The organism is Achromobacter sp. Marseille-Q4962 (genome assembly GCF_943737005.1).
Lineage (GTDB): Bacteria > Pseudomonadota > Gammaproteobacteria > Burkholderiales > Burkholderiaceae_B > Achromobacter.
Map to the genome: position 1 here is coordinate 115,826 of NZ_CALSFU010000006.1, position 16,391 is coordinate 132,216.

Genomic DNA, 16,391 nt, shown 5'->3' on the forward strand with positions numbered 1-16,391 from the left:
CGCGCCGGGCGCTCCACCCCTGCTGGGGCAGGGCGCGCGGCGCGGCTTCTGTTGCGGTCCCGCAACAGCTCGTGAAGTTTGTTTCCGGCGCCCGCGCTGTTGCCTTTTTGACAGGCGGCTATGCCAAAATGGCGGGCACTCGGATCATCGCCGATCCCTTTTGCCGGACCTTGAAATTGAATCCCTTGCGTTTTGCCCGCTACGCCCTGCTGGGCGTGGGGATGGCGCTGAGCGCCGCGGCGGCGTCTGCCCCCATTTTCGTACTCAACTCCCTGGACGCCAGCGTCAGCATCATCGACCCGGCGACGTACAAGGAACTGCGGCGCGTGCCCACGGGCAAGGAACCGCACCACCTGTACCTCACTCCCGACGAGAAGTCGCTCATGGTGGCCAACGCCACGGGCGATTCCATCACGCTCATGGACCCCAAGACCGGCGAGGTGCAGCGCACCCTGACCGGCATCGTCGATCCGTACCAGCTCCAGTTCTCGCCCGACATGAAGTGGTTCGTGACGGCCGCCAACCGGCTGGACCACATCGACATCTATGAATGGCTGCCGCGCGAGAAAGGCTTCGACCTCAAGCTGGTCAAGCGCATTCCGGCGGGCAAGACGCCCAGCCACATCATGATCGACGCCAAGAGCACCACGGCCTACGTCACGCTGCAGGACAGCGACCAGCTCATCGCCATCGACCTGCACACGCAGACGCCGAAGTGGACGGTGCAGGTGGGCAAGACGCCGGCCGACGTCTTCCTCACGCCCGACCAGAAAACGCTGCTCGTGGCGCTGACCGGCGACTCCTACGTCGAGGCCTACGACGTCGGCAACGGGCCGGCCAGGCTCAAGGCGCGCATCAAGACGGCGCCCGGCGCGCACGCTTTCCGCGCGCAGGGCGACCACCGCCACCTGTTCGTGAGCAACCGCACCGCCAATTCCATCAGCCGCATCGACATGCAGACCCTGGCCGTCACCGACACGTTCGCGGTGCCGGGCGGGCCGGACTGCATGGACATCCTGGCCGACGGCAAGACTCTGCTGGTCACCTCGCGCTGGGCGCGCAAGCTGACCGTGGTGGACCTGGCCCAGAAGAAAGTGGTGAACCAGGTGAATGTGGGCAAATCGCCCCACGGCGTCTGGACGCTGAACCATGTGGCGACCCGCTAGGCGCGCCGGCGCCATCCTCTGCCTGGCCCTGGCGCTGCCGTCCGTCGCGGCGGCCGCGCCGGCGGTCTGCGACAAGCCGGTGTACCTCACCTTCGACACCGGCCACATGGGCGTGGCGCCGCTGGTGGCCGACGTGCTGGCCCGCCATCACGTCAAGGTCACGTTCTTCCTGGCCAACGAGCGCACGCTCACCAACGGCAGCAGCCTGGACGACCAGTGGGCGCCCTGGTGGAAGGCGCGCGCCGCCGAAGGCCACGTCTTCGGCTCGCACACCTACGACCATGTCTATTGGCAGGGCGACCTGCCCGGCGGCCGCTTCCGCGTCAAGCCCAGCGCCGGGCCCGATGCCGGCAAGCGCGACACCTACACCGCGGCGCAGTATTGCGGCGAGATCAGGCGTTCGGCCGAGCGCTTCCGGCAGATGACGGGCCGCGCCATGCTGCCGCTCTACCGCGCGCCGGGCGGCAAGACCTCGCCGGCGCTGCTGGCGGCCGCGCGCGAGTGCGGCTACGAGCACGTCGGCTGGTCCAGCGCCGGCTTCCTGGGCGACGAGCTGCCCAGCGACAAGTTCCCCAATTCGCGCCTGCTGGAGCAGGCGCTGCGCAATATCCGGCCGGGTGATATCCTGCTGGCGCACCTGGGCATCTGGTCGCGCCAGGATCCCTGGGCGCCCGCCGTGCTCGAACCCCTCATCGTCGGCCTGCAGGGCAAGGGGTTCTGTTTCGCCACCCTGGACACGCATCCGGCCTACCGCGACTGGATCGCCAAGCACCGCTGATATGGATACGCTGAGTCAACTCTTCGGCCAGTGCCAGCAATGGCTGTTTGAAACCCTGGTGCAGCCCGCGCTGTTCCACCTGGGGCTGAGCAACTACATCGAAGACGCTTACGACGCCACCATGTGGCTGCTGGTGGGCGCGGCGCAGATCGCCGTCATCGTGCTGGTGTTCGGCCCGCTGCAGCGGCTGCGCCCGGTCGAGCCCGTCACCGACCGTCGCCAGATCGGCATCGACATCCTCTACACCCTCATCCACCGCCTGGGCGCGTTCCGCCTCGCCCTGTTCTTCCTGGTGGATCCGCTCTGGGACAGCGTGTTCGGCCAGCTCCATGTGTGGGGGTTCGCGCCGCAGCCGCTGGACCATATCTGGCCCGGCGTGACCGACAACGCCTGGGTCAGCCTGGCCATGTACCTGCTCGTGTTCGACGCGGTGGATTACTTCTACCACCGCGCCCAGCACCGTTACGGCTGGCTCTGGGCCCTGCACGCCGTGCACCACAGCCAGCGCCAGATGACCATGTGGAGCGATGACCGCAACCACCTGCTCGACGACCTGCTGCGCGACGCCGTGGTGGTGCTGGTGTCGCAGCTCGTGGGCGTGCCGCCCGCGCAGTTCGTGGCGGTGGTGGCCATCACCCAGCTGGCGCAGAGCCTGTCGCACGCCAACCTGCGACTGCATTTCGGCGCGGTGGGCGAGCGCCTGCTGGTCAGCCCGCGCTTTCATCGCCACCACCATTCCATCGCCTACGACGCCTCCCGCCCCGGCCCGGCCGGCGGCTACAACTTCGCGGCGCTGTTTCCCGTGTGGGACGTGCTGTTCCGCACCGCGCGCTTCGGCGTGGGCTACGGGCCTACCGGCATCCACGACCAGCTGCCGGAGCGCGGCGGGCGCGACTACGGCCAGGGCTTCTGGTCGCAGCAATGGCTGGGCATCCGGCGCATGCTGGGCCGCGACCGCGCGGACGAGTCGCCCGCCGCCCAGCCCCTGCCGCCGTCGGCCGAGCGCGTCTGAAGCGGCGGCTCGCGCAGGCGGCCGCCTCAGCCCTCGTGCGTGGTCTTGCGTTTGATGGCCGCGTGCCGCCGCTCCATTTCCTGACGCAGCTCGCGGCGCAGGCGCGCCGCCTCGAAGCGCTGCTTTTCCTCCAGCGTGGCCGGCTGCAGCGGCGGCACCTCGGCGGGCTTGCCGTCTTCGTCCACCGCCACCATGGTGAAGTAGCAGCTGTTTGTGTGGCGCACCAATTTCTTGCGGATGTCTTCGGTGACCACCTTGATGCCGATTTCCATCGAGGTGCGGCCGGTGAAGTTCACCGCGGCCAGGAAGGTCACCAGCTCGCCCACATGGATGGGCTCGCGGAACACCACCTGGTCCACCGAAAGGGTGACCACGTAATGCCCCGCGTAGCGGCTGGCGCAGGCATAGGCCACCTGATCCAGATACTTGAGGATGGTTCCGCCGTGCACATTGCCCGAGAAATTCGCCATGTCCGGCGTCATCAGGATGGTCATCGACAGTTGGTGGCTGAAAGCATCGTCCATGGCGTAATCGCGGCAAGTGAAAAAAGCCTATGGTAGCGGTCCGCGGCGCGTTTGCGGCGGCTTCGGAATAGGTGTCATTTCCATCTCGAACCCTGGGGCTGCGGCGGATTGGCGCGCCCCGTGCGCTACGCCTATACTCCGTAATAAATCCTTGGAAAGTGTAGGGCTTTTCATCCGGATGCCCGCCTTCCGAGTCCCACCAGGAGAGGAGTGATTCATGGTCAACATGAACCGCCGCCAGTTCTTCAAGGTGACGGGTGCGACGCTGGCGGGGTCCAGCCTGGCATTGCTGGGAGCGGCTCCCGGCACGGCCATGGCCGAGGTCCGCCAGTACAAGCTCGCGCGCATGACGGAAACGCGCAATACCTGTCCCTACTGTTCGGTTGCCTGTGGCGTGCTGATGTACGGCCTGGGCGACGGCGCCAAGAACGCCCGCGCCAGCATCGTGCACATCGAAGGCGACCCCGACCACCCGGTGAACCGGGGCACGCTCTGTCCGAAGGGCGCCGCCCTGATCGACTTCATCCACAGCCCGAACCGGCTCAAATACCCGGAATACCGGGCGCCCGGTTCCGACAAGTGGGTGCGCATGTCGTGGGACGAAGCCCTGACCCGCATCACCAAACTCATGAAGGCCGACCGCGACGCGAACTTCGAGCAGAAGACCGCGGACGGCAAGACGGTCAACCGCTGGCTCACCACCGGCATGCTGGCCGCCTCGGCCAGCAGCAACGAGGTGGGGTACATCACGCACAAGACCGTGCGCAGCATGGGGATGCTTGCATTCGACAACCAGGCTCGTGTCTGACATGGCCCGACGGTGGCAGGTCTTGCCCCGACGTTTGGCCGTGGAGCGATGACGAACCATTGGGTCGACATCAAGAACGCGGACGTAGTGCTCATCATGGGCGGCAATGCCGCCGAGGCCCACCCTTGCGGTTTCAAGTGGGTCACGGAGGCCAAGGCCCACAACAAGGCGAAGCTGATCGTCGTGGATCCGCGCTTCACGCGCTCGGCATCCGTGGCGGACTTCTACGCGCCCATACGCACCGGCACCGACATCATCTTCCTGGGCGGGGTCATCCGCTACCTGCTGGAAAACGACAAGATCCAGCATGAGTACGTGCGCAACTACACGGACTTCTCGTTCATCGTGCGCGAGGACTTCGCGTTCGACGCGGGGCTGTACTCGGGCTACAACGCCGAGAAACGCAGCTACGACAAGTCCAGCTGGGACTACGAGCGCGGCGAGGACGGCTACGTCAAGACCGACCCCACCCTGCAGCATCCGCGCACGGTGTACCAGCTCCTGAAGAAGCACTACTCGCGCTACACCGAGGAGATGGTCGAGCGCGTCTGCGGCACGCCGCGCGACAAGTTCCTCAAGGTGTGCGAGCTGCTGGCGTCCACGGCCACCAAAGACCGCGTCGCCACCATCCTGTACGCGCTGGGCTGGACGCAGCATTCCATCGGCTCGCAGATCATCCGCACGGGCGCGATGGTGCAGTTGCTGCTGGGCAATATCGGCGTGGCGGGCGGCGGCATGAACGCGCTGCGCGGCCACTCCAACATCCAGGGCCTGACCGACCTGGGGCTGATGTCCAACCTGCTGACGGGCTACCTCACGCTGCCCAACGAGCCGGAGCAGGACTACGCCGGGTACATTGCCACGCGCACGCAGAAGCCGCTGCGTCCCAACCAGCTCAGCTACTGGCAGAACTACGGCAAGTTCCACGTCAGCCTGATGAAGTCGTGGTGGGGCCGCGCGGCCACCGCCGAGAACAACTGGTGCTACGACTACCTGCCCAAACTGGACAAGCTCTACGACATGCTGCAGGTGTACGAGCTGATGCGCCAGGGCAAGATCAACGGCTACCTCGCGCAGGGCTTCAACCCGCTGGCCGCCGCGCCAGACAAGGGCAAGCTGCTGGAAGGGTTCTCCAAGCTCAAATACCTCGTCATCATGGACCCGCTGGCCACCGAGACCTCGGAATTCTGGCGCAACGCGGGCGAGTCCAACGACGTGGATCCGTCCAAGATCCAGACCGAGGTGTTCCGCCTGCCCACCACCTGTTTCGCCGAGGAGGACGGCGCGCTGGTGAACTCGGGCCGCTGGCTGCAATGGCACTGGAAGGGCGCGGAGCCGCCGGGCGAGGCCAAGAGCGACATCGAGATCATGTCGCTGCTCTTCACGCGCCTGCGCAAGATGTACCAGGAAGAGGGCGGCACCTACCCGGATCCCATCGTCAACCTGGACTGGCCCTATAGCAACCCGGAAAGCCCCACGGCCGAGGAACTGGCCAAGGAATACTCCGGCAAGGCGCTGGTCGATCTGGCCGACCCCAAGGATCCGACCCGCATCATCCGCAAGGCCGGCGAGCAGCTGGCGGGCTTTGCCGAGCTGCGCGACGACGGCTCCACGGCCAGCGGCTGCTGGATCTACGCCGGCTGCTGGGGGCCCACGGGCAACCTGATGGCGCGGCGCGACAACAGCGATCCCACCGGCATCGGCCAGACCCTGAACTGGGCCTGGGCCTGGCCGGCCAACCGCCGCATCCTGTACAACCGGGCCTCCTGCGATCTCTCCGGCAAGCCGTTCAACCCGCGCCGCAGCGTGGTGTACTGGAACGGCAAGTCCTGGGCGGGCGCCGACGTTCCCGACTTCAAGCTGGACGAGAATCCCGAAGCCGGCATGGGGCCGTTCATCATGAACCCCGAGGGTGTGGCGCGTTTCTTCGCGCGCGCCGGCATGGCCGAGGGGCCGTTCCCCGAGCACTACGAGCCGTTCGAGACGCCGCTGGGCTACAACCCGCTGTATCCGGACGCCAAGGGCGTCACCAGCAACCCGGCTGCCCGCGTGTTCAAGGACGACCTGGCCGCCATGGGCAAGGTGCAGGACTTCCCCTACGTGGGCACCACGTACCGCCTCACGGAGCACTTCCACTACTGGACCAAGAACGTTCGCATCAACGCCATTCTCCAGCCCGAGCAGTTCGTGGAGATCGGCGAGGCGCTGGCCCAGGAGCTCGGCATCGCCAACGGCGCGCGCGTCAAGGTGTCGTCCAACCGCGGCTACATCAAGGCCGTGGCGCTGGTCACCAAGCGCATCAAGCCGCTGACCGTGGAAGGCAAGCCGGTGCACCACGTGGGCATCCCGATCCACTGGGGCTTCGTGGGCGTCGCCAAGCCGGGCTTCATCGCCAATACCCTGACGCCGTTCGTGGGCGACGGGAATTCCCAGACGCCGGAATTCAAGTCGTTCCTGGTGAAGGTCGAGAAGGCATGAGGACGAAGACCACCCCCGAGGCGCTGCGCGCCTCCCCCTCGAGGGGGCGCCGCTGCGGCCCGGCGAAGCCGGCTCCGCGCGGCCCCGCGGAGCTGCGCCGGTCTCGAGCGGCGCGATCACCGCGCGGCGTTATGGAGAACTGATATGTCATTGCAATCCCTGGACATCAAGCGGCGCTCCGCCACCACCACGCCTCCGCCCGGCGTGCGGGAACCGTCCGGCGGCTCGGTGGCCAAGCTGATCGACGTCTCCAAGTGCATCGGCTGCAAGGCCTGCCAGGCCGCCTGTATGGAATGGAACGACCTGCGCGACGAGGTCGGCGTCAACGTAGGCGTCTACGACAACCCGTCCGACCTGACCGAGCATTCCTGGACCGTCATGCGCTTCTCGGAGTACGAGAACCCGCAGGGCGACCTGGAGTGGCTGATCCGCAAGGACGGCTGCATGCACTGCGAGGATCCGGGCTGCCTGAAGGCCTGTCCCTCGCCGGGCGCCATCATCCAGTACAACAACGGCATCGTGGATTTCCACGAGGAGAACTGCATCGGCTGCGGCTACTGCATCACCGGCTGCCCGTTCAACGTCCCGCGCATTTCCAAGAAGGATCACAAGGCCTACAAGTGCACCCTGTGTTCCGACCGCGTGGCGGTGGGCCAGGAGCCGGCCTGCGTCAAGACCTGTCCCACCGGCGCCATCGTGTTCGGCACCAAGGAAGACATGAAGCAGCACGCGGCCGAGCGCATCGAAGACCTGAAGTCCCGGGGCTTCGAGCACGCCGGGCTGTACGACCCGCAGGGCGTGGGCGGCACGCACGTCATGTACGTGCTGCACCACGCCGACCAGCCGGAGCTGTATCACGGCCTGCCGAAGGACCCGCAGATCAGCCCGCTGGTGTCGCTGTGGAAGGGCATCGCCAAGCCCCTGGGCGTGGCGGTCATGGCGCTGACGGCCCTGGCCGGCTTCTTCCACTACGCCCGCGTGGGCCGCAACGAGGTCGGCGAAGAAGACGAGCGCAGGGCCGAAGAGGAGGCGCGCCATGAGTGACATCAACCGCTATCGCCGCATCCGGCGCTACACGCCGGGCGAGCGCACCAACCACTGGATCATCGCGCTCACGTTCATCCTGCTCGCGCTGTCCGGCCTGGCGCTCTTCCATCCGTCGCTGTACTGGCTCACCAACCTCTTCGGAGGCGGCCCCTGGACGCGCATCCTGCATCCGTTCATCGGCCTGGTGATGTTCGTCTGCTTCTTCGTCTTCGCCATCCACATGTGGCGGCACAACCTGCTCACCAAGAACGACCGGCAGTGGCTGCGCCAGCTCGACGACGTCATGGACAACCGCGAAGACAGGCTGCCCGAGGTGGGCAAGTACAACGCCGGCCAGAAGCTGCTGTTCTTCGTGCTGGTGCTGTGCATGCTGGGGCTTTTCGCGAGCGGCATCGTGATCTGGCGCGAGTATTTCGCGTTCTATTTCCCCATCGGAGTCATCCGGGCCGCTTCCGTGCTGCACGCCGTTTGTGCGCTGGTGCTGATTTGCGCGATCATTGTGCATATTTACGCCGCGATCTGGGTCAAGGGTTCGCTTACGGCCATGCTGCGCGGGTTCGTGACGGCGGGATGGGCCTGGAAGCACCATCGCGCCTGGTTCCGCGAACAGATACGCAAGTAACCGGACCGGCCCGCGGGCGCGCCCGCCCGCGCACGGCCGGATCGCGCGGCTGCCTGCCCCGGCCAGGGGCAGGCAGCCGTGTTTGTTTTTCAGGAGACGCCATTGCAGCGAATTCTTCCGCGCGGCGAGATCGAGACGCTCGATCACAACGCCATTCCCCGCATCGCGCTGCCCGAGCGCGGCACGGTCTTCGCGGCGCGCGCCGCGCGCCTGCGCCGGCTCGCGGCCGACAGCCCGGTGGGCGACTACCTGCGGCTGATGGCCACCCTGGTGGAGGCCCAGCACCGCGCCCTGGCGGACGCCGACCCGCCCGGCGCCTCCGGGGAGCGCATTTCGCTCGCCCAGGCCCACGGCATGCCGCCGCTGCAGGCGGTGGGCTGGGAGCGCGACCCGGCCTGGCGCGGCATGCTGCGGCAGTTGCTCGATGAGGTGTCCGCGGCCGCGGACACGCCCGCCGAGGCGCGCGAGGTCTGCGCCAGCCTGCGCCGCGCGCTGCAAGATCGTCCCCAGGCCATCGAAGACCTGGCCGACGCCGTGCTGGCCGAGCAGGACGAAGGCGTGGACAGCGCCGCCGCGCCCTTCGTCATGGCGGCCTTGCAGGTGTACTGGACCAGCCTGGCCAGCCGTTTCGACGAAAAACAGCTGCCAGTGGCCAGCCCCTTCGGCGTGTGCCCGGTCTGCGGCAGCCTGCCGGTGGCCAGCGTGGTGCGCGTGGGCGGGCAGTTCGAGGGCTACCGCTACCTGTGCTGCAGCCTGTGCGCCACGCAGTGGCACATGGTGCGCGTCAAGTGCTCGCATTGCGAAGACATGGAAACCGTGGCCTACCAGGCCATCGAGGGCCGCTCCGAGGCCATCAAGGCGGAAACCTGCGACCGCTGCCACACCTACCGCAAAATCTTCTACCAGGACAAGGATCTCGACGTGGAGCCGGTGGCCGACGATCTCGCCAGCCTCATGCTGGACGTGCTGGTGGGCGAGGCGGGCTATGCGCGCGCCAGCGGCAATCCTCTGCTCTGGCACGGCGCCGCGGAGGAAACCTGATGGCCGGCGAACTGTCCGCCGCGCCCGCGGCGGTTTCCGACATTCCTTCGCTGGACCGCCTGCTGAACGCGCCTGCCATGCGCGCCGCGCTGGACGCCCATGGCCGCACCCAGGTGGTGGAGGCCTTGCGGCGCCATCTGGCCGGCCTGCGCGAACGCGCGCTGTCGGGCGGCGTGGACCGCCATGCGCTGGACGAGGCGGCGGTGGCCGCGCAGGTCGCCGGCGCGCTGGCCGAGGCGGCCCGGCCGCGCCTGCGCGAGGTCTACAACCTGACCGGCACGGTGCTGCACACCAATCTCGGCCGCGCGCTGCTGCCCGACGAGGCCGTGGCCTCGGTGGCGCGCGCCCTGGCCGCGCCCGCCAACCTGGAATTCGACCTTGAGACGGGCGACCGCGGCGACCGCGACGACCTCATCGAGCCGCTGCTCTGCGAGCTGACCGGCGCCGAGGCCGCCACCGTGGTCAACAACAACGCGGCCGCCGTGCTGCTCATGCTCAATGCCCTGGCCGACCGCCGCGAGGTGGTGGTGTCGCGCGGCGAACTGGTGGAAATCGGCGGCGCGTTCCGTATCCCCGACATCATGAAGCGCGCCGGCGCACGGCTGGTCGAGGTGGGCACCACCAACCGCACGCACGCGGCCGACTACCAGAACGCCATCGGCCCGCGCACGGCCATGCTCATGAAGGTGCATTGCAGCAACTACGCCGTCACCGGCTTCACCAAGAGCGTGAGCGTGGCGGAGGTGGCGGGCATGGCGCATGCGCGCGGCCTGCCGGCTACGGTGGACCTGGGCAGCGGCACCCTGGTCGATCTGACCCGCTACGGCCTGCCGCGCGAAGACACCGTGCGCGAAACCATCGAGGCGGGCGCCGACCTGGTCACCTTCAGCGGCGACAAGCTGCTGGGCGGCCCGCAGGCGGGCCTGCTGGTGGGGCGCGCCGACCTCATCCGCAAGATCAAGAAGAACCCGCTCAAGCGCGCGCTGCGCGTCGGCAAGCTGACGCTGGCCGCGCTGGAGCCGGTGCTGTCGCTGTACCGCGCGCCCGAGTTCCTGGCCGAGCGCCTGACGGCGCTGCGCCTGCTGACCCGGCCGCAGCGCGACATCCAGGCGCTGGCCGAGGAGCTGCGCCCGCAGCTGGCGCAGGCGGCCGGCCCCGCCTACCAGGTCGAGGCCATGCCCATGTTCAGCCAGATCGGCAGCGGCGCGCTGCCGGTGGACCAGTTGCCGAGCTACGGCCTGGCGGCGCGCTACGCGGGCAAGGGCAGGCCGGGCCGTCATCTCGACCGCCTGGAGGCGCGGCTGCGCGCGCTGCCGCGACCCGTCATCGGCCGCATCGCCGACGACGCGCTCTGGCTCGACCTGCGCTGCCTGGAGGCGCGAGATGCGCCGGCTTTCGGCGAGCAGCTCGCGGCCATGGCCGGCGCGGGCGGAGAATCCGCATGATCGTCGGCACCGCCGGGCACATCGACCACGGCAAGACCACGCTGGTGCGCGCCCTGACCGGCGTGGATACCGACAGGCTCAAGGAAGAAAAGGCGCGCGGCATTTCCATCGAACTGGGCTATGCCTACACGCCGTTGCCCAATGGCGACGTGCTGGGCTTCATCGACGTGCCCGGCCACGAAAAACTGGTGCACACCATGGCGGCCGGCGCCACGGGCATCGATTTCGGCCTGCTGGTGGTGGCGGCCGACGACGGCGTCATGCCGCAGACGCGCGAGCACCTGGCCATTCTGTCGCTGCTGGGCGTGACGCGCGGCGCGGTGGCGCTCACCAAGGCCGACCGCGCCGACGCCGCGCAACTGGACGCGGCGCGCGCCCAGATCGCCGCCCTGGCGGCCGGCACCTTTCTTGCGGACGCGCCCGTCTATGCCGTGTGCGCCGCGCGCGACGGCGACGAGGGCGTGTCCGCGCTCAGGGCGCACCTGCACGGCGCGGCCCAGGCGCAGCCCGCGCGCGAAGCCGGCGGGCTGTTCCGGCTGGCGGTGGACCGCGTGTTCACGCTGTCCGGCCACGGCACCGTGGTCACGGGCACCGCGCACGCGGGCGTGGCCCGCGCGGCCGACGAAGGCGCCGACCTGCGCCTCATGCCGGCCGGCAAGCGGGTGCGGGTGCGCGGCATTCATGCGCAGAACCGGCCCAGCGAAACCGGCGCGGCGGGCCAGCGCTGCGCGCTGAACCTGGCCGGCGTGTCGCGCGAGGAAGTGGCGCGCGGCGACTGGGTGGCCGACGCGCGCTGCTTCCTGCCCTCGCGCCACATCGACGCGGCGCTCGCGCTGCTGCCATCGGCCGACGGCCCGGTGCGGGCCTGGTCGCCCCTGCACGTGCACATCGGCGCGGCGCGCTACCTGGCGCATGCCGTGCCCTTGTCGGCGGAATCGCTGGCGCCCGGCGAACAGGGCTGGGTCCAGCTCGTGTTCGACGAGCCCGTCTGCGCCATGGCGGGCGACCGCTACATCGTGCGCAACGCCCAGGCCACGCGCACCGTGGGCGGGGGACAGGTGCTGGACCCCAACGCGCCCGACCGCAAGCGCCGCGCGCCGGCCCGCCTGCTGTGGCTGCAGGCGGTGGCCGCGATGCTTGCCGGCGGCGGCCTCGGGCCCTTGCTGGCCCAGGCTCCGCAAGGACTGGACGAAGCCGCCTTGCAGCGTCTGGCCGGCATGCCTGCGCAGGGCCTGCAGGCGCCGCCGGGCGCCCTCTGGCTGACGCCGCGCAATCCGCAGGCGCCGCGCATCCTCATCGACGCCGGCCATTGGCAGGCGCTGCGCCGGCACGTGGAGGCGGCGCTGGCGGCCTTCCACCAGGGCGCGCCGGACGAGCCGGGGCCCAGCGCCGGCCGCCTGCGGCGCATGGCGCTGCCCAGCGCCTGCGACGCCCTGTGGAACGCGCTGCTCGACGCGCTGCGCGACGAAGGGCGCGTGGCGCGCAACGGCCCCTGGCTGCACCTGCCGGGCCACGCCAGCACGCTGTCGCCCGAAGAAGATGCGCTGGCGCGCCGGCTGCTGCCGCTGCTGGCCGAGGGCGGCTACGATCCGCCCTGGGTGCGCGACCTGGCGCGCATGCAGGACGTGCCCGAAGAGCGCGTGCGCCAGCTCCTGCGCAAGCTGCTGCGCCGGGGCGAAGTGGGACAGGTGGTGCGCGACCTGTTCTATCCGCGCGACACGCTGCGCCGCCTGGCGGAGCTGGCCGCCGGGCTGGCCGCGCGCCCCGGCGGCCTGAATGCCGCGGCGTTCCGCGACGCCACGGGCCTGGGCCGCAAGCGCGCCATCCAGATACTTGAGCACTTCGACCGCGTGGGCTACACGCGCCGGTTGCGCGACGCGCACGTGCTGCGCAACGAAACCGCCTACGCGGGGGACTGACCCGGTATCATAGGCGGGCCTTTGCCTCCCCGCGAGGCATCGCACGGAAGGCATTCGTGTCCGGTGGCACGGCTGGGCTTCAAACCCAGTTGGGGGCGTCAGACGCTCCCAGGTAGGTTCGACTCCTGCTGCCTTCCGCCATCCGCGCCGGCGGCCGGGGCTGGCGGTCGCGGCGTCCGGTCACGGTGTCTGGTCACGGTGTCTGGTCACGGCGTCCGGTCACGATGCTATTCTTTTCCCGGTTCATATACGGGAGAACGAAATGACCGAGGATGCAGCGTCGGCGACGCCGCGCCTGACTTCGCTGTCGCACGGCGGCGGCTGCGGCTGCAAGATCGCGCCGGGCGTGCTGTCGGAGCTGCTGGCGCGTTTCGGGCCTGCGGCCAGCTATCCGAACCTGATGGTGGGCACCGAGACGGCGGACGACGCCGCGGTGTACCGGCTCAACGACGAGCAGGCGCTCATCGCCACCACCGATTTCTTCATGCCCATCGTGGACGATCCCTACGACTTCGGCCGCATCGCCGCAACCAACGCGCTGTCGGACGTCTATGCCATGGGCGGCACGCCCATCATGGCGCTGGCCATCGTGGGCATGCCCATCAACGTGCTGCCGCACGGCGTCATCGCCGACATCCTGCGCGGCGGCGAATCCGTGTGCGCCGACGCCGGCATCCCGGTGGCGGGCGGCCACAGCATCGACTCGGTCGAGCCCATCTACGGCCTGGCCGCCATGGGCCTGGTGCACCCCGGCCGGCTCAAGCGCAACGCCGACGCGCGCGCCGGCGACGTGCTCATCCTGGGCAAGCCGCTGGGCGTGGGCATCATGTCGGCCGCGCTGAAGAAAAACCGGCTCGACGAGGCGGGCTACCGCCTCATGCTGGAAACCACCACGCGCCTGAACCGCCCGGGCGCCGCGCTGGCCGCCATGGACGGCGTGCACGCCATCACCGACGTCACCGGCTTCGGCCTGCTCGGCCACGCCCTCGAAATGGCGCGCGGCGCGGGCCTGTCGGCCTGCCTGCGGCTGGATTCCCTGCCGTGGCTGCCCGGCGTGCAGGCGCTGGCCGCCGAAGGCGTCATGACCGGCGCGTCGGGGCGCAACTGGAAGTCGTACGGCGAGTCCGTCAGGCTGGGGCCGGGCGTGGGCGACACCGAAAGGGCGCTGCTCACCGATCCCCAGACCTCGGGCGGCCTGCTCGTGGCCTGCGCGCCCGAGTCGGCCGAGGCGGTGCTGGCCGTTTTCCGCGACCAGGGCTTCGCGCAGGCGGCCGTGGTGGGCGAAATGCGGGCGGGGCAGGCCGGCGTGCGGGTGGACTGATCCCGGGGGCCAGCCGGCGCTGAAAAAAGCGCCGGCCCGCGCTCGGGTTCCGGGGCCGGCGCGGCTACGCCGGCGCGCGCGGCAGGTCGCGCGCCGTTGCCTGTCCTTGTTCGAGCAGCCATTGCAGCACCACGGCGGTGTCCGGCGCGCTGCGCCGGGCATTGCGCACGAGCCAGTAAGCGTGTTCGGCGGCGTCGGCGGGGTCGCCCACGACGACCAGCCGGCGGTCCGCCAGCATGGGGGCGATGAGGGCGAGCCGGCCGAGCGCGATGCCGTGGCCGGCCAGCGCGGCGTGCACGATCTGGTCATACTGGTTGAACCGCAGCATGCTCTTGGGCCGCGCCCGGCCCAGGCGCCGCGCGGCCAGCCACTCCTGCCACTGCAGCCAGGGCCGGGTGGGGTCGTCGAATTCCAGCAGCACGTGCCGCGCGAGTTCGGCCGCGTTCAGGGCGCGCACGTTCAGCATGGGGTGCGCCACCGGCACCACGGATTCGCCGAACAGCCAGACGGCGTCTTCGGGCACGGCCTCCCGCGGGCTGTAGCGGATGGCGATGTCCACGCTCTCGCGGTCGATGTCCAGCACCCGGTTGTCGGCCGCCACCCGCACGTCGATGTCCGGGTGGGCGGCCTGGAAACCGCCCAGCCGGGGCAGCAACCAGAGCGAGGCGACGCCGATGGTGGTGGTAATGGTGACCGGCGTGCGCCGCTGGGGCGCACGCAGCTCCTGCGCCAGTTCCCCCAGCTCGCCCAGCCAGGCGTCGGCCATGCGGAACAGCTGCGCGCCTTCGGGCGTGAAGGTCACGCTGCGGAAGCCGCGCACCAGCAGCGCGACGCCCAGATGCGCCTCCAGGGCCCGGATCTGCCGGCTGACGGCCGACTGGGTCACGTGCAGGTCGCGGGCCGCTTGCGTAATGCTCATGTGACGCCCCACGGCGACGAAGCCTTTGACCAGATCCAGCGGAGGCAGCTTGGCGAGGGGGTATGACATTCCTGTTACTCATGCGATGCGCGCGCAAATGTCGCTTGAGCAATATAGCCCGCCGGGCGTTCAATATCACTCATGCGACGGAAACGGTGCGGAATGGCCCGCGCCGTCCGCCGCCGGGGCCGTCAATGCGGCCGGAGGCGCGCCATGATCCAGCTCTCTTGCTCCGAAGGAATGTCACTGCATCTGAACGGCAGATCGGTGGTGCGGCTGCGGCGCGCCGCCGGCACGCGCATCCAGTGCCGGGCCGGCCTGCTCTGGGTGTCGGAATACCAGCGCGCCGACGACAGCGTGCTGCGCGCGGGCCAGGCGCTGACTGTCGGCAGCGACTGCGACGTCGTGCTCAGCGGCCTGCCCGACGCGCAGGTCGCCCTCGTTTCCCAGCCCGCCGGCCACCTGGAGCTTTGTCCATGAATGCACCGCTGCCCCTCGCGCCCCGCATCGAGATGTGGTTCGACTTCGCGAGCCCCTACAGCTACCTGGCCATGGAGCGCATCGGCGACCTGGCGCGCAAGTCGGGCGTGACGGTGGACCTGCGTCCGTTCCTGCTGGGCCCGATTTTCCAGGCCCAGGGCTGGAACGACTCGCCGTTCCGGCTGTTTCCCGGCAAGGGGGCGTACATGATGCGCGACATTGCGCGCCTGGCCGAGAAGTACGGCGTCGTCTACCGCCGCCCGCGGCTGTTTCCGCGCATGAGCGTGCTGCCCGCCCGCATTGCCATCCTGGGGCAGGACGAATCCTGGGGGCGCGACTTCTGCCTGGCGGTGTTCCGCGCCAATTTCCAGCACGACCGCGAGATCCAGTCCGAAGACGTGGTGCGCGAGCTGCTGCTCGACCTCTCCCTGGACGCCGACGGGCTCATCGCCCGCGCCAAGAGCGAGGGCGTCAAGGAAACGCTGCGCCGGCAGGTGGACCGGGCGCGCAACCTGGGCATCTTCGGCGCGCCGACGTTTTTCGTGGACGGCGAAATGTTCTGGGGCAACGACCGCCTGGAAGACGCCCTGGACTGGACCCGCCGGGCTTCGCCCGCCACCGCCTGGGCGCCCGCCGCCCGGGCGAGCTGATTTTTTCCCAACCTTCCGTATTGCAATGAAGAACGCCAGCAGTTCCCTGCGCGGCGCGCCCATGCCGGGCGGCCGCTCCATCACCCAGTTCCGCGCCGCCCGCATCCGGCGCGTGTCGTTCCAGTGGAAACAGTCTGGCCAGGCCGCGCCCGGTGCCCGGCCCGGGGACGGCGCAAAGCCG

Annotated in this window: 14 protein-coding genes and 1 tRNA gene; 13 read left to right on the forward strand and 2 right to left on the reverse strand. The window is 69.4% G+C overall.

Annotated elements, in window-relative coordinates; genetic code table 11:
- The first annotated feature begins 185 nt into the window (after positions 1-185).
- The 3 genes from NGJ44_RS06930 to NGJ44_RS06940 are packed head-to-tail and all read left to right on the forward strand — an operon-like array spanning position 186 to position 2,956.
- Entirely contained in the window at positions 186-1,166 is a 981-nt protein-coding gene (locus NGJ44_RS06930; RefSeq protein WP_502802116.1) for a YVTN family beta-propeller repeat protein, read from the forward strand.
- A complete protein-coding gene (locus NGJ44_RS06935) occupies positions 1,150-1,944 on the forward strand; it encodes a polysaccharide deacetylase family protein (RefSeq protein WP_053245236.1) in 795 nt (264 codons plus the stop codon). The genes NGJ44_RS06930 and NGJ44_RS06935 overlap by 17 nt, the downstream gene beginning before the upstream one ends.
- 1 nt (position 1,945) lies before the next feature.
- The gene (locus NGJ44_RS06940; RefSeq protein WP_053245603.1) at positions 1,946-2,956 is read left to right on the forward strand and encodes a sterol desaturase family protein; all 1,011 of its coding nucleotides are present in this window, start codon (positions 1,946-1,948) and stop codon (positions 2,954-2,956) included.
- 26 nt (positions 2,957-2,982) lie between these two features.
- Here the strand turns inward: NGJ44_RS06940 and NGJ44_RS06945 are convergent, their stop codons facing one another.
- The gene (locus tag NGJ44_RS06945) at positions 2,983-3,480 is read right to left on the reverse strand and encodes an acyl-CoA thioesterase (protein ID WP_251863505.1); all 498 of its coding nucleotides are present in this window, start codon (positions 3,478-3,480) and stop codon (positions 2,983-2,985) included.
- Positions 3,481-3,697: 217 nt separating this feature from the next.
- Between NGJ44_RS06945 and fdnG the strand changes: the two genes are divergently transcribed.
- The 8 genes from fdnG (at position 3,698) to selD (ending at position 14,161) form a co-directional block, all read left to right on the forward strand.
- The gene (gene fdnG, locus NGJ44_RS06950; RefSeq protein ID WP_152968099.1) at positions 3,698-6,766 is read left to right on the forward strand and encodes a formate dehydrogenase-N subunit alpha; all 3,069 of its coding nucleotides are present in this window, start codon (positions 3,698-3,700) and stop codon (positions 6,764-6,766) included.
- Positions 6,767-6,910: 144 nt separating this feature from the next.
- On the forward strand, positions 6,911-7,810 hold the full coding sequence (gene fdxH / locus NGJ44_RS06955; RefSeq protein WP_053245606.1) for a formate dehydrogenase subunit beta: 900 nt from the start codon (positions 6,911-6,913) through the stop codon (positions 7,808-7,810).
- Positions 7,803-8,435, forward strand: coding sequence for a formate dehydrogenase subunit gamma (locus NGJ44_RS06960; protein WP_053245607.1), 633 nt, complete (start codon positions 7,803-7,805; stop codon positions 8,433-8,435). The genes fdxH and NGJ44_RS06960 overlap by 8 nt, the downstream gene beginning before the upstream one ends.
- A 102-nt stretch (positions 8,436-8,537) precedes the next feature.
- Entirely contained in the window at positions 8,538-9,476 is a 939-nt protein-coding gene (fdhE, locus tag NGJ44_RS06965) for a formate dehydrogenase accessory protein FdhE (RefSeq protein WP_251863506.1), read from the forward strand.
- Positions 9,476-10,921 carry an L-seryl-tRNA(Sec) selenium transferase gene (selA, locus tag NGJ44_RS06970; RefSeq protein ID WP_251863507.1) on the forward strand — a complete coding sequence of 482 codons (1,446 nt, stop codon included), beginning with the start codon at positions 9,476-9,478 and terminating at the stop codon, positions 10,919-10,921. Before fdhE ends, selA begins: the two co-directional genes overlap by 1 nt.
- Positions 10,918-12,840 carry a selenocysteine-specific translation elongation factor gene (gene selB, locus NGJ44_RS06975; RefSeq protein WP_251863508.1) on the forward strand — a complete coding sequence of 641 codons (1,923 nt, stop codon included), beginning with the start codon at positions 10,918-10,920 and terminating at the stop codon, positions 12,838-12,840. The genes selA and selB overlap by 4 nt, the downstream gene beginning before the upstream one ends.
- A 45-nt stretch (positions 12,841-12,885) precedes the next feature.
- Positions 12,886-12,981, forward strand: a tRNA-Sec gene (locus NGJ44_RS06980).
- 121 nt (positions 12,982-13,102) lie between these two features.
- Positions 13,103-14,161 (forward strand): selenide, water dikinase SelD, encoded by a 1,059-nt coding sequence (selD, locus tag NGJ44_RS06985; protein ID WP_251863509.1) that lies wholly within the window; start codon positions 13,103-13,105, stop codon positions 14,159-14,161.
- A gap of 64 nt (positions 14,162-14,225) precedes the next feature.
- Here selD and NGJ44_RS06990 read toward each other — a convergent pair whose 3' ends face one another.
- The gene (locus NGJ44_RS06990; RefSeq protein ID WP_251863510.1) at positions 14,226-15,149 is read right to left on the reverse strand and encodes a LysR substrate-binding domain-containing protein; all 924 of its coding nucleotides are present in this window, start codon (positions 15,147-15,149) and stop codon (positions 14,226-14,228) included.
- A 171-nt stretch (positions 15,150-15,320) separates the two neighbouring features.
- On the opposite strand from NGJ44_RS06990, the gene NGJ44_RS06995 reads away from it, so the two are divergent.
- Positions 15,321-15,560 (forward strand): DUF2917 domain-containing protein, encoded by a 240-nt coding sequence (locus NGJ44_RS06995; protein ID WP_082308552.1) that lies wholly within the window; start codon positions 15,321-15,323, stop codon positions 15,558-15,560.
- Complete coding sequence (locus tag NGJ44_RS07000; protein WP_053246626.1) at positions 15,557-16,210, forward strand: 2-hydroxychromene-2-carboxylate isomerase; 654 nt, start codon at positions 15,557-15,559, stop codon at positions 16,208-16,210. Before NGJ44_RS06995 ends, NGJ44_RS07000 begins: the two co-directional genes overlap by 4 nt.
- Positions 16,211-16,391 lie beyond the last annotated feature (181 nt).